This is a genomic window from Micromonospora sp. CNZ286, from assembly GCF_014207755.1.
On record NZ_JACHIZ010000001.1, the window covers coordinates 3904837 to 3917164 of the forward strand.

At 74.3% G+C, this 12328-nt stretch carries 13 protein-coding genes; 3 read left to right on the forward strand and 10 right to left on the reverse strand.

All coding sequences use genetic code 11. The annotated features are described in order from the left end of the window. Window positions 1-113: 113 nt before the first annotated feature. The 9 genes from FHX31_RS17650 to FHX31_RS17690 all read right to left on the reverse strand — a co-directional run bounded on the left by FHX31_RS17650 (window position 114) and on the right by FHX31_RS17690 (window position 8982). A complete protein-coding gene (locus FHX31_RS17650; protein ID WP_013285678.1) occupies window positions 114-560 on the reverse strand; it encodes a hypothetical protein in 447 nt (148 codons plus the stop codon). Window positions 561-563: 3 nt separating this feature from the next. After that, on the reverse strand, window positions 564-1034 hold the full coding sequence (locus FHX31_RS17655; protein ID WP_141722500.1) for a hypothetical protein: 471 nt from the start codon (window positions 1032-1034) through the stop codon (window positions 564-566). Between the two features lie 96 nt (window positions 1035-1130). Further along, on the reverse strand, window positions 1131-1778 hold the full coding sequence (locus tag FHX31_RS17660) for a hypothetical protein (RefSeq protein WP_091328753.1): 648 nt from the start codon (window positions 1776-1778) through the stop codon (window positions 1131-1133). An 85-nt stretch (window positions 1779-1863) separates the two neighbouring features. Next, window positions 1864-3087 carry an aminotransferase class V-fold PLP-dependent enzyme gene (locus FHX31_RS17665; RefSeq protein WP_013285675.1) on the reverse strand — a complete coding sequence of 408 codons (1224 nt, stop codon included), beginning with the start codon at window positions 3085-3087 and terminating at the stop codon, window positions 1864-1866. After that, window positions 3084-4949 carry an FG-GAP repeat domain-containing protein gene (locus FHX31_RS17670; RefSeq protein ID WP_091328755.1) on the reverse strand — a complete coding sequence of 622 codons (1866 nt, stop codon included), beginning with the start codon at window positions 4947-4949 and terminating at the stop codon, window positions 3084-3086. The genes FHX31_RS17665 and FHX31_RS17670 overlap by 4 nt, the downstream gene beginning before the upstream one ends. 69 nt (window positions 4950-5018) lie before the next feature. Next, complete coding sequence (locus FHX31_RS17675) at window positions 5019-5996, reverse strand: DUF1702 family protein (protein ID WP_030268734.1); 978 nt, start codon at window positions 5994-5996, stop codon at window positions 5019-5021. Then, window positions 5993-6238 carry a hypothetical protein gene (locus tag FHX31_RS17680; RefSeq protein ID WP_013285672.1) on the reverse strand — a complete coding sequence of 82 codons (246 nt, stop codon included), beginning with the start codon at window positions 6236-6238 and terminating at the stop codon, window positions 5993-5995. The genes FHX31_RS17675 and FHX31_RS17680 overlap by 4 nt, the downstream gene beginning before the upstream one ends. Window positions 6239-6266: 28 nt before the next feature. Further along, complete coding sequence (locus FHX31_RS17685) at window positions 6267-7130, reverse strand: class I SAM-dependent methyltransferase (RefSeq protein ID WP_184976809.1); 864 nt, start codon at window positions 7128-7130, stop codon at window positions 6267-6269. Window positions 7131-7209: 79 nt separating this feature from the next. Beyond that, window positions 7210-8982, reverse strand: coding sequence for a DPP IV N-terminal domain-containing protein (locus tag FHX31_RS17690; protein ID WP_091328761.1), 1773 nt, complete (start codon window positions 8980-8982; stop codon window positions 7210-7212). 283 nt (window positions 8983-9265) lie between these two features. Here FHX31_RS17690 and FHX31_RS17695 point away from each other — a divergent pair, with 283 nt between their 5' ends. Together FHX31_RS17695 and FHX31_RS17700 are read left to right on the forward strand one after the other, a co-directional pair. Further along, on the forward strand, window positions 9266-9847 hold the full coding sequence (locus FHX31_RS17695; protein ID WP_091328763.1) for a nitroreductase family protein: 582 nt from the start codon (window positions 9266-9268) through the stop codon (window positions 9845-9847). Then, the gene (locus tag FHX31_RS17700; RefSeq protein ID WP_013477252.1) at window positions 9844-10662 is read left to right on the forward strand and encodes a class I SAM-dependent methyltransferase; all 819 of its coding nucleotides are present in this window, start codon (window positions 9844-9846) and stop codon (window positions 10660-10662) included. Before FHX31_RS17695 ends, FHX31_RS17700 begins: the two co-directional genes overlap by 4 nt. A gap of 27 nt (window positions 10663-10689) precedes the next feature. Here FHX31_RS17700 and FHX31_RS17705 read toward each other — a convergent pair whose 3' ends face one another. Continuing rightward, entirely contained in the window at window positions 10690-11544 is an 855-nt protein-coding gene (locus tag FHX31_RS17705; RefSeq protein WP_013285667.1) for an SRPBCC family protein, read from the reverse strand. Window positions 11545-11675: 131 nt separating this feature from the next. On the opposite strand from FHX31_RS17705, the gene FHX31_RS17710 reads away from it, so the two are divergent. Then, window positions 11676-12287 (forward strand): PadR family transcriptional regulator, encoded by a 612-nt coding sequence (locus FHX31_RS17710; protein WP_013477253.1) that lies wholly within the window; start codon window positions 11676-11678, stop codon window positions 12285-12287. Window positions 12288-12328: the final 41 nt, after the last annotated feature.

Genomic DNA, 12328 nt, shown 5'->3' on the forward strand with positions numbered 1-12328 from the left:
GGTGCGACCGTTCTCGTGCGGCGATCGGTACGTCTGTTGTAGATCGCGCGGGTGGTGGGGAACTTCTTCCGCCTTGCGGTGCGCCGGGACCGGCGCCCGGGCGGGCCGGCCGGTCAGTCCCCGGCGGACGGGCCGGGACGGTGCCGGTCCCGGACGGCCTGCACCTCGGCCCGCAACTGCACGATCTGCCCGCGCAGGTCGGCGATGACCAGCTGGGCGCTCTCCCGGACGCCGGCCACCTCGTCCCGCGTCTCCTGGCGGACCCGGGCGAGCTCGGACCGGTGTTCCTGGAGCAGGCGCTGACGGTCGTCACGGGCCTCGTCGAGGGTGCGCTGCCAGCGCTCCAGCAGCTCGTTGCGCTCCATGATGATCGCGGCCTGGGCCTGTTCGTGGGCCGTGGACAGGGCCTGCTCGACGACGAGGGCCTCGTCCCGTGCCGCCTCGGCGAGACGTGCCTCCTCGCGGCTGCGTTCGACCCGGGCGATGTGCCGGGTGCCCAGGTAGGTCAGGATCGCGGTGCAGACGGCGGCGATCGGTGTCCCCACGGACTGCCAGTCCACCGGTCACCTCCCTCGCGCCACGCTCGACAGGCCCGTGGCCTCCGCGCGGGCGACGATCCGCAGGCAGTTCATCGCCAGCCAGGCGAGGGCCAGCTCGGTGAGCCAGACGGAAGACCGCCAGTCGGCGAGCATCGACTCGACCGCGGCGAACACCCACCAGGCGGCCGCCGCGGCCACGATCCGCCGCTGATGCCGGCGTAGTCGGCCGAACAGATTCATGACCTGCGCGGCGAGCAGGAGGGTGGCGAGGCCCGGGGCGAGCACACGGAACACCTCCCGCAGTCGCTGTGGCATCGCCCCGAGTTCTGCGATCACCAGCCCGGGTTCGGCCCAGAGCACGGCGGCCTGCACGGCGACGGCGACGGCCAGCACCAGGCCACCGGGCAGCCGGCGGAGGTGGTCACCACCCCGGGCGGTCCGTGGTTCGCGCTCCGGTGCGAAGCGGCGGCGGTCTCGGACGTGTGAGGTGGGCATCGGTGCCTACCACGATCCGTGGTCATCGGAACTCGACCGCCCGGACGGGCACGGCAGGGTTGCATACATGGTGGATCCCTCTCTCTGGCTGCGTTGTCACGCGTACGGCCGGATCTCCCACCTCCCGACGGACTCCGCCTCCCGGACCCCGACCACCTCTCGCGCGCTCAGGTCGACCGACGCCTGGCCGAGTCGTACCGGCCGGTCGGTCGCCGACCAGAAGAAGAACGTGTAGAGGCGGTGGCCCCGGCGCGGGTGGCCCGCGCCGATCGCCGCCCGGGAGATCCTCGGCACCACGACCCATCGGCTCGCCTCGGCGAGCGGGCCGAGCCGGCCGGCCGCACGGAGCAGGCCGAGCGCCTCGGCCCGCTCGGACCGGGTCAGTGGCGGACGGGCCCGGGCCCGTCCGGTGACCGCCGTGAGGCGGCCGGACGGCAGGTCGAGGAAGAACTCCAGCAGCAGGTCCGAGTCGTAGTCGTAGAGCCGGATCCGGGCCGTGCCGGCATGCCGCCGGGACGTCCGGAACCACGAACGGGCCGGCGCCGGCACCACCTCCACGTCGAGCAGGTGGTGCCGGACGCCGGCCAGTCTGGTCCGGGCCGCCGGGTGGGCGTACAGCAGACGCACCAGGCGGGTCTTGAGCCGGTCGGCGGCGGCGAGCAGGTCCTGTTGGTCCCGCTCACTCGTCCGTACGCCCGCGAGCAGATGCCGGGCGCAACGGCCGAGACGTGCCGAACCGGTCATGGGCTTCCTCCGTCATCGGGGGGTGGGTTCCTCCTTTCTATGCGTCGGCGTGCCGGGGCGACTTCTCGCGGATTGCCCTACCTGATCAAGGGCGGGACGCCGCCGCGAGCACCGCCACGACCAGGTCGGTGTCGTTGCCGGCGGGCACCGGGCGCAGGTCGAGCAACAGGTGTCCGTCCCGCAGCTCGCCCACCACGGCCGGGTCTCCCACGCGCAACCGGCCGGCGAGCCGCTGGTCGACCGCCACCGCGAAGCTGTGCAGCCGGGTGCTGGCGCCGCTGAGCACCGTGACGTGGGACTCGACCAGCTCGGCGGGGACTCCCCCGGCCCGCAGCGCGCCGACGAGCGACTCGCCCCGGGCCCGCAGGTCGTCGGGGGCGGCCCGGACGGCGGCGAGCGTCGGTGTGCCGCCGTGAGCGACCGTCGCACGGAGCGCGGCCAGTGCCAGTTTGTCCGCCTGCATCGCCCGGGCGAGCGGATGTCGCCGCACCTGTTCGATCACCGCCCGGTCGCCGAGCAGCAGCCCGGTCTGCGGACCACCCAGCAACTTGTCGCCGCCGGCGGTGACCAGCGTGGCGCCCTGCCGCAGGGCGGTCTCCGCGTCCGGCTCACCGGGCAGCGCGGGCTCGGGACGCAGGAGGCCGGAGCTGATGTCCGCGATCACCGGGACGTGCAGGCCGGCCAGGGCCGCCACGTCCGGCCGGTCCGCCGGGGCGTCCGTGGCGGAGCGGCCCGGCACCAGGGTGAGCACGCACCCGGTGCCGGACCACACCGCCTGCCGGTAGTCCTCCAGCACCGCACCGTCCGCCGTACCGACCGGGCAGAGCCGGGCACCGGTCGAGGTGAGCAGTTCGGGCAGGCGGAAGCCGTCCCGGATCTCGTACAGCTCCCGCCGGCTGATCACCAGTTCCCGGCCGGGCGCGAGCACCGTCGCGGCGAGCACCAGCGCGGCCGGGTTGCTGTTGACCACGTAGGCCGCCGCGGCCGTCGGCACCGCGGCGAGCAGGGCGGCGACCGTCTCCCGGCCGCGCCGCCCCCGCTGCCCGTTGTGCAGGTCGTACTCCAGGTCGGTGCAGCCGGAGGCCACCGCCACCGCGCGCCGGGCCGAACCGGAGAGGACGGCCCGGCCGAGGCCGGGGTGCACCAGGACGCTCGTCGCGTTGATGACGTGGCGGGGCGTGTCCCCCGCGGCCGGCGGCCCGCACGGCAGCGGGTCCTGGTTCCGTTCGCCGGGTGGGCGGGCGGCGGCGGTCCGCGGCGGGTCGAGGAGGGCCGGTGTCGCGACGGGCCGGCTCGTCCGGGCCCTCATCGCGTTGTCACCCGGCCGTCGTCGTGCATCACCAGTTCGTGCCGGCCCGGCGCCAGCCGCACCTCCGCCGTCCGCACCCCGCCGGCCGTACGCCAGGACAGCGTGAACGGGGCTTCCCGGTCGACGGCGAAGAAGAGTTCCGTGCTGGAGGCGCCGGCGTGACCGTTGCTGGGGTAGAGCTGAGCGCGAAGGGCCGGCCGGCCCTCGCCGGGCCGGACGACCACCGAGGCGCCGAGCGCGGGAGTGGGCTGCCGTCCGTCCGCGCCGGCGCGCAGCAGGACCAGCGTGGCCCGGCCGACCGACCGGGACCGGTTCATCAGCAGCCGGCTGTCCTGCCACTGGTTCGCCACCAGCGCGTCCGGGCGGCCGTCCGCGTCCACGTCTCCGACGGCGATGCCGCGGCTGACGTCGAGCTGACCGAGACCGCTCCGGGCGGCCACGTCGACGTACCGTCCGTCGGGCCCCCGCGTCCAGAGCACGTTCGCCTGGTGGCCCGACACGTCGTCGCCCGGGCGGAAGTGTGGCCAGGCCCACGGGTGCTGGAGCACCTGGTCGTTGGCCATCGCGAGTTCCTGGAGTTCGGGCCAGCGCCACCGGTCCCCGGCCATGAATCCGGTCGCCTGGAACAACTCGTCGGTGCCGTCGCCGTCGAAGTCGACGGCCTTGACGTCCCAGCCCCAGCCGCTGCGGGACAGGCCCAGGGGTTCACTGCGGTCCCGGTACGGCAGCCGGCCGTCGAGCAGGTCGGAGCCCTTACCGGTCGGGGTGAAGGCGAAGTTGCTCTCCTGCAGCCCCCAGGGTGTCGTGATGTTGCTGACCACGATGGTCGGCAGGTCGGCGCCGTCCGGGTAGGTGTAGGCCACGCCCATGCCCTTGAACGAGTCCCGGCCCAGCACCTTCGACTTCGGCGTCGACGCGGTCCGCTCGCCCCGGACCGGGCGCAGGTCGAGCCGCCCCGGCCGGGAGTGGTTCACCAGGAGGTGGTCCGGGCCGAAGTCGTTGGCGAGGTACACCTCGGGCCGCAGGTCCCCGGTCAGGTCCTGCATCCCGATGGCGAGCGTCCAGGAACGGGCGACCCGGTCGGGCACTCCGGTGGACGCGTCGAGCCAGGCCGGCGCCGTGTCGGGGGCACCGGGGCGGGAGAGGAAGGCCCGGTTCGTGCCGCCGTTGCCAGCGTCCGCCATGCCCGCCTGCATCCGCATCCGCCCGTCCCCGGCGGCCTCCGGATCGAGCACCCGGGCACCGTCCGGGAAGTAGTTGCCGACCAGGATGTCGGCCGCGCCGTCACCGTCCAGGTCGCCCACCGCGAGCGCGGTGGTGTTCCACACCTGCGGCGGCTGGACCAGTTCCACCGGGCGCCATCCCTCGGCGACCCGCAGGAACTGCACCGGGGAACGGCCCCAGTAGTAGACGACGAGATCGCTGTCGCCGTCCGCGTCGAGGTCCGCCGGGACGCAGCCCATCGGTGCGACGCGGTCGATCGGGCCCGGCGGCGCGACGAGCGACGCCGGCGGATAGCGCTCCCCGGTGCCTGGTGCCGGGAAGACCCGCACCGAGTCGTCCCGCGGATCGACGAGGCACACGTCGTCCTGGCGCCGGTTGCCGTCGGCGTCGAGGAGCGCGACCGCGGCGCCCACCGCGGAGATCCAGGACCGGATGCCCGACAGCTCGGGCGCGACGTCACGAACGCTCCTGGCCCCGGCAGGGGCGGTGTTCAGCGGGCGTACGTCGAAAGCGAAGCGGGCGGCCAGCACGGCGGCCTCGCGAGGGCTCGGCGACGGCCGGACGGTGAGCACGCCGAGGACGGCGACCAGCACGATCACCAGTGCTCCGGGCAGCATGCGACGCGGTGACAAGGACATGGGGTTTCTCCCTGCTCGTGGCGGCGGGCGCCGCCGGCGGGTGCGGATCGGGACCGGTGGAGCCGAGGCTCAGCCGGCCGCCGCGGTTGCCCGGCGGCGGATCTCCCGCTGCCACCACCGGTAGGAGTCGATCTCGGGGCCGAGGGCGAGGGCGGAATCTCGGGAGTCCCGTGCCCAGTTGGCGGCCGTGTCGGCCGGTACGCCGGTGAGCGCGGCCACGGCCGCCGCCGTGTGCGCAGGCACATGACCGGCGGTGCGCCGGGCCTCGGCCGCGAAGGCGGCGCCCTGGGCCAGCGCGGCGCGCTCCTTGCCGTCCAGCGTCTGGAGGTGTTCGAACTGGCGGTCCGAGCAGCCGCCCGCGTAGCAGACGGCAAGGCCGACACCGGCCCACAACTCGGGCCGCAGGCCCGGTGGGAACCCTTCTATCTGCCGGCCGATCGCCGGGACGTCACCACACTCGACGAACCACAGGCTGCGGCCCAGCCCTTGCCGGAGCACCGTCTGGACGGGATCGTCGCGGTCCGGCCGGCGGGCCAGCCGGCGGATCGCGCCCGGCCCGCCGAAGAAGCCGCGGGCGAACCCGGCGCCGTCCAGGGCGAGCCAGCGCAGCAGCGGGTCGAGCGGCAGCCGGCGGTGGACGGTCCGCCAGGGCAGCACGGCGGCCGCCCAGCCGGCCCCGACGTGGACGAGGTGGACGAAGCCCGCGCCGGGGCCGTCGAGCAGGTGCCCCAGCCGGGTCTGCCGGCCGTCCCGGCTCCCCGGTGCCGGGGCCCGGCGCGGCGTGGCGAGGTCGGCCAGGGCCGCGGCCAGCGCGGCCCCCTCGTACGCGAACCCGCGGTTGACGGGTTCGATCAGTGCCAGTTCCTCGTGGATGTCGCGGCGTCCGGCACGCCGCAGCCGGTAGCCCTCGACGAAGGCGAGCGCGCGGGTCTGCAGGAGCAGCCGGCTGGTCACCTCCCCGCGCCGGTGTCGCCGCCCGGCGAGTTCGACGAGCGCCGGCGACAGGGGCGGCACGAGCAGACGCCCCTGTCCCCTGCCGCTTGTCACCGGTAGGACCGATCGTCGTCCGGCCCTCCGCCGGCGGGGGCGAGCCGCCGGCCGTGCGCGTCCCGGGGGTCGCTCAGGGGCGTCACCAGCCGGCGGGTGATCACCCCGAAGGCGGCGGCGACAGCGGCGTTCACGGCGGCGATCTGGGCGCAGGACCACCCGATCACCCCGAACGCGGCCAGGAGGTTGAACAGGGCGAAGAGTGCCACCTGGAGGATGACGGGCTCACGCTTGAAGATCATGTCTGCTCCGTTCGTTGTCGAGGGCGGGTCAGGCCGCCTGGCGGGCGGTGGCCCGACGGGGCCGACGGGCGAGCCCGTGCCAGTACGTGAGCTGCCCGCTCCGATAGGCGTCGAGGTAGAAGTCGGTGGCCGTGCGCCACTCCGCGAGTTCCTCCGCCGTCACCACGGCGGCGAGTTCGCCGGCCCGCTCGGTGGTCGCGTCGGCGATGGTCTGGAAGCAGGCGACGGCGGTGTCGGTCGCGTCGACCAGGTGCACGTCCACCAGGCCCGCCGCGGTGAACAGGTCGTCCGACCGCGAACCGCCGGGCAGCGGGCGCAGCCCGTCGAGGTCCCAGGCGCGGCGTTGCGTCGCCGCGGTCATCTCCGGCCCCGCCAGGGTGTCCGCGAAGACCAGCCACCCGGCCGAGCACAACGCCCGGCGGGCGTTGCGCAGCGCCGCCACCGGCTCCGACAGCAGGGACAGCGAGTCGACGACCAGCGCCAGGTCGTAGAGCCGGTCCGGTTGCCACCTGGTCACGTCGCCCTCCACGAACGACACCCGGGCCATCCCCGGGCCCGCCTCGGCGCGTGCCCGGCGGGCGCAGGCGAGCTGGGCGGCGTTCAGCTCCACGCCGGTGACGGCGCACCCGGTCCGCTGGTTGAGGTACCGTGCGACCGCGCCGGTGCCGGAGCAGAGTTCGAGCACATGGGTCAGCGGGCCGACCCGGAAGGTCGCCGCGACGTCGTCGAGCAGGCGTGCCCCGGCGATGTTGGTGAACTCCCACCCGCCGTGGACCGGCTCGTAGACGGTCGTCCGCCAGAGCGGGCCGGTCACGGTGTCGTAGATGCGGTTCTTGTCGTCCTCGTCCGGCGCGGCGTTCTCCCGCGACGCCCCCGGCGGTGCTCCGGTCATCTCCTGCTCCTCCTGTCACACGTGTCGGCTGATCGCGCGGTCATCGCCCACCCGACCGGATGGGACGGCGTCACATCCGTCATCTGCGGCGGGTGTCGACGGGGCTGCGCACCGGACCGAGCGGCGGCTGCTCGATCACCCCCGCCGGCGCGGTCGCGGCGACCAGCGGGCGGCCGAGCGGCGCGAGCGGCGAGTCGGCGGCCCAGACGTTCTCCGCGAGCCAGTACTCGACTGTGGTGCGGGTACGGGTGAAGAGCACCTGCTCGCCGTCGGCGGACAGCACGGGGTAGCGGACGCCCGGCCCCGCCTCGGTCACCACCCGGCCGGTGCCGTCGGGTAGCTGCTCGTACAGTTCCTCGACCTTCGAGGCGACCATCGTCGACAGGATCCGGCCGTCCGCAGTGGACCGCGGGTTGTTCCGCTCCACGTAGTCCGGACCGGCCAGCGTCAGCAGTTCCCCGCTGTCCAGGTCGATGCGGTAGAAGCCCCAGGTCCAGTTCCCTCCCCGGGTGGACATGAAGACGACGCCGCGCCCGTCGGGGGTGAAGGCCGGCGCCTCGTCCCACCAGCTGTCCTCGGTGAGGTTGGTGATCCGGCCGCTGTCGAGGTCGAGGACGAGCAGGTTCGCCTCGAACGGCTCCGTCTCGCTGCGGAACACCAGGCGCCGCCCGTCCGGCGCGAAGGAGACGGGCGCGTGCAGTCCCCGCAGGTCGTCACGGTCGGCCGTCCAGACGCGCGGCTGCCCGCCCGCCACGTCGACCGTCGCGATCTCCCATCGCGAGGTGGGGTCGGGCCGGAGCGCGCAGGCGATCGTCCGGCCGTCCGGGGACCACGAGGGGAAGGCGGCCTCGCCGGCCGGCACCGGCTGGGACACCCCGGTCGCCAGGTCCAGGATGCGCAGCGCCGAGCGGCCGTCCGCCTCGGTGCCGTACACGATCCGGCGGCCGTCCGGCGCGAAGGACGCGTACCGGGGTTTCTCCTCGGCCGGCACGAGTTCCCGTACCGCCTTCGTCCGCCGGTCCCACACCGCGATGCCCGCGCCCTCGTCGACCAGCCGGTGGAAGAAGAGGTGGTTCCCGTCCCGGGTCCAGGTGGGCCACCGGTCGTCCGCGCCGGTGACGACGAGCGGCCGGCCCACCCCGTCGGCGAGCCGCTGCACCCAGATGACGGACCGCCCCTCGTCGCTGCGGGAGAAGGCGACCGCCGGCCGGGTCGGGCAGATGGTCGGCTTGTAGTCCCACGAGGAGCCGTCGGTGACCGGGATCGCCTCCCCGGTCCGGCTGTCCAGCAACCACACCGCTCCCGCGCCGGTGTCGTACGAGTGGCAGACCAGCCAGCGTCCGTCCGGTGCCCAGGAGCAGGCGCCGGCGCGGCCGGGCTCGGTGGTCACCCGGCGAGGCGCGCCGCCGTCGGCGGACACCACCAGGAAGTGCCGCCTGCCCCAGGGCCCGCCGACGTAGGCGACGGTCCGGCCGTCCGGTGACCAGGAGGGGTATTCCTCCTCGTGTCCGGCCGAGGTCAGCTGGCGGGTCTGGCCGTCGCTGAGCCGGTACAGCCAGATCGCCTTGTGACCACCGCGGGAGGAGGTGAAGGCCAGCTGCTCGTTGTCCGGCGACCACTGCGCCTCGATGTCGTCACCGGTGCCCCAGGTGCCCTGCTGCCATTTCCCCGTACGCAGATCGAAGAACCACAGATTGACCGATCCGTTTCGCTTGGAGGAGGCGACGAATCTGGTTCCGTCGGGCGATATCGCCCCGTCCCCGGAACCGTTCGGATCGGCGGCGAGAAGCCGGAGGCGGAATCCGTCCGTTCCCGCTCCGGCGATTCCTGCGCCCCGGGCCGCCCGCTTCACGACACCGGCCGGTCACGACGGACCGAACCATCGGATCGGCGACGGGCCGCTGAACTGAATCGCACGCCAAACCTCCCTGAATCACACGTCACTGGCTTGCGGCGGCATCCCGGCGCAGCGATCAATTCGTACCGGGGCGACGCGAGCCCGAACTTCTCGGATCTTGCTCGTATCGACGGATGACGCTTGAGCAAGATGCGAGTGGAACGCCGTTGTCCGGCGGCCTTGAATGGTGCGGAACCGCCGGGCGTCCGGCCGGCCGACCAGGGAGGGATCTCCACGCGTGAATGGACTTTCGGCCACGAACGGCGTGGTGCACCCGTTACTCACGCCCCCGGCCAGCACGCAGATCTTCGACGGTTCGGCGCTGCCCTGGACCCGGTTGGCGGGACTGCTGGAGGCCGCCCGGTGGACCGCCTCCAGCTGGAACCGGCAGCCCTGGCGCTTCGTCGTCGGGCGCAACGGCGACCGCACCTTCCAGGAGATGCACGGCGCGCTCACCCCGGCGAACCGCACGATCGCCGGCGACGCCGGGGCGCTGGTCCTGGCCCTGCGTCAGGTCCGCGGCGTCGACGGCGCTCCGCTGATCGGCACCGAGTACGAGCTGGGCCTCGCGGTCGCCCGGCTCAGCGTGCAGGCACGGGCCACCGGCTGGCACACCGTGCAGCTCGGCGGCTTCCGCCGTCGTGCCCTGGTGGCGGCGTTCGAGGTGCCTGCGGAGTTCGAGCCGTTCGTCGTACTCGCCGTGGGGCGGGCCACCGCCGACCCCTCCCGGACTCCCGTGCCCCGCTCCCGGCTGCCGCTGGCGGACATCGTCTTCACCGGCAGCTGGGGCGCGCCGTCGGACAGAGAGGGGCTCTCGTGACCGGCACGCCCGACCCGGCCGCACCGGCCACCGCCACCCCGGCCGCCTGCGCGCCGGCCTGGCCCGGCGACTGGGCCACCGACGGCCTGTGGCGGCTGATCTGGTTCGGGCCGGCCCACCAGGGCTGGGAGTTCGGCTCGTACGCCGGTCCGGCACTGCTCGACCGGGCGGTCGAGGAGCTGCCGCTGCACGCCTCGGACCGGGTCCTGCACCTCGGCTCCGACGGCGGGGAGACGTCCCGGTACCTCGCCCTGGGGGCGGGCTGTGCGGTGACCGCTGTGGAGCCGGACCCGGTCCGGCGCGGTCACGCCCGGCGCCGCGCCCGGGCGTTGCCGCCCGACGTCGCCGCGCGCGTACGGATCGCCGGATCCACGTCGGAGGGCACCTCCGGCCCGCCCTTCGACCGGGTGCTGGTGCTGCAACCGGCCCGCACCGGGGACGACCTGGCGGCAGTGCTTCGTCAGGCCGCCCTCGCGGCGCGCCCCGGGGGACGGATCCTGCTCGGCGAGCTGGTCCACCATCGTCCCGGCCGGCCCCGCGGCGCCGCCCCGAACGGGTTGGAGGTCCGCCTGCGGCAGGCCGGCTTCGCCGGACCGCGGTCGGTCGACATCACGGACGAGGCGGTGGACGCGCTGCGCACGGCGCAACTGACCCTGATCCGGCGCCACCACGAGGTGCTGCGTCACCTCCCGCCCGCCGCCGCCGACCAGTTCCTCGCACTGATCCTCACCGCGCAGGCCGACCTGCGCGAGGGCCGGTCCCGGTTCTGGGCGGTGAGCGCGACCCGGACGTCCCCGGTACCCGGCCGGGTGTGACCCGTCACCGTGCGGGCGGGCGCCGCGTCAGCCGACCGGCTCGTCCTGCCACACGCTGCGCTGCCAGTCCTGGCCGGACGCGAGCATCCGTTGCAGGTCGATGAGGAAGTTCTCCCAGCCGATCTGGTGTCGATCGGCCGGGCGGCCGCCCAGGTCGTGCTGCACCCGCACGGTGGTGCCGCGCCCGCAGGGACGCAGCGTCCATCGCACGACGCTGTCCCGGTGCCCACGTTCCCGCCAGGTGTACGCCAGCGACCGGGAGGGCTCCAGGTCGACGATGGACCGGGGACCGAGGTCGTCCCCCCAGCCGAAGTCGTACCGGCCGCCGACCCTGGGCGAGACCACCGCGGTGGCGGCGATCCACCGCTCCAGCTCCGCCGGCACCGTCAGCGCCGCGTACACCCGCCGGGCGGGGACGGCCAGTGTCGCCTCTGCCCGGGCGGTGCCGCGCCGGGGCCGCGCGAAGTCGTGCCGGACGACCGGGCGGCCCTCCAGGTGGTTGGCGAGGTTGCCGGCGGCGAGGCACCAGAAGTCCAGGGCGGAGGGGTCGTCGGGGCCGCCGCCCGGAGGCGACCACTGGACGAACCGGACGCCGGTGCGCCCGGTCGGCACCGACACCAGCTCGATCTCCACCGGCGAACCGGCGCCGGCCTCCCAGCAGAGCGCCAGCCGCCGGCCCGGTTGCGCATCGATCGTCCGCAGGGCGCCGCTGGCCCATCTCGGGGTGAAGCTTCCATCGGTACGGAAGCAGCCCGCGTCGGGCTGCGTCTCCACCCGCTCGGCGAACCAGCCGGCCAGCGCCTCGTGATCGGTCAGCGCGGCGTAGACGGCCGACCGGCGGGCGTTGACGGTCGTGGACACCATCAGACGTGCCGGTGCCATGGCAGCTCCCTCCACCGAGCGGTCCGACACGAGGTGGGAAGATCCTCCGGCAACTTCGCATCCCGCCGAGCGCCGCACTAGGACTAATAGTCATAGTGGAAGCCGCAGCCGCCCACCGCAAGGAGGACATCGTGGCAGATCCCCATCGGCCCGGGGCCCCCGGCCTGCCGGCCACCGCGTACGCGGTTCTCGGTCTGCTCTCCTTCGGGCGCGAACTGACCGGTTACGACCTGCGCAAGTGGTCCATGAACATGCGCTTCTTCTACTGGAGCCCGGCGCAGAGCCAGGTCTACAGCGAGCTGCGCCGGCTGCTGGCCCAGGGCTACATCAGCGAGCGGCAGGAGACGCAGCGCGGCTCGCAGACCAAGCGCCACTACCGGATCACCGACACCGGGGTGGCGGCCCTGCGGGCATGGCTGAGCCGGGACGAGGTGGATCCGCCGGTGATCAAGCACAGCGTGATGCTGCGCCTGTTCTTCGGTCACCAGGCGGACCCGGAGGAACTGCACCGCGCGCTGCACGGCTACCTGTCCTGGCTCCGGGAGCAGCGTGCCGACCTGGGCGAGGTCGGGCGTGGGCTGCTGCCCGACTTCCGGTACCCGCATCTGGTGGCCGTGTGGGGCCAGGCCTATTACGCCGCGGAGACCGCGGCGGTCGAAGCGGTGCTGGCCGAACTCGAACGTCTCCGGCCGCCGGCGACGCCGGCCGGGCCCTCTGCACCGCCGGGACCGCAGGACCACTGAGACCCTGGGCGCGCGACCGGGGCCCGTCCGTCCGGACGGGC

Coding starts and splice junctions, on each gene's coding strand:
- FHX31_RS17655 (WP_141722500.1), bottom strand. CDS start 1,034: ATGCCCACCTCACACGTCCGAGACCGCCGCCGCTTCGCACCGGAGCGC.
- FHX31_RS17660 (WP_091328753.1), bottom strand. CDS start 1,778: ATGACCGGTTCGGCACGTCTCGGCCGTTGCGCCCGGCATCTGCTCGCG.
- FHX31_RS17665 (WP_013285675.1), bottom strand. CDS start 3,087: ATGAGGGCCCGGACGAGCCGGCCCGTCGCGACACCGGCCCTCCTCGAC.
- FHX31_RS17670 (WP_091328755.1), bottom strand. CDS start 4,949: ATGTCCTTGTCACCGCGTCGCATGCTGCCCGGAGCACTGGTGATCGTG.
- FHX31_RS17680 (WP_013285672.1), bottom strand. CDS start 6,238: ATGATCTTCAAGCGTGAGCCCGTCATCCTCCAGGTGGCACTCTTCGCC.
- FHX31_RS17685 (WP_184976809.1), bottom strand. CDS start 7,130: ATGACCGGAGCACCGCCGGGGGCGTCGCGGGAGAACGCCGCGCCGGAC.
- FHX31_RS17705 (WP_013285667.1), bottom strand. CDS start 11,544: ATGGCACCGGCACGTCTGATGGTGTCCACGACCGTCAACGCCCGCCGG.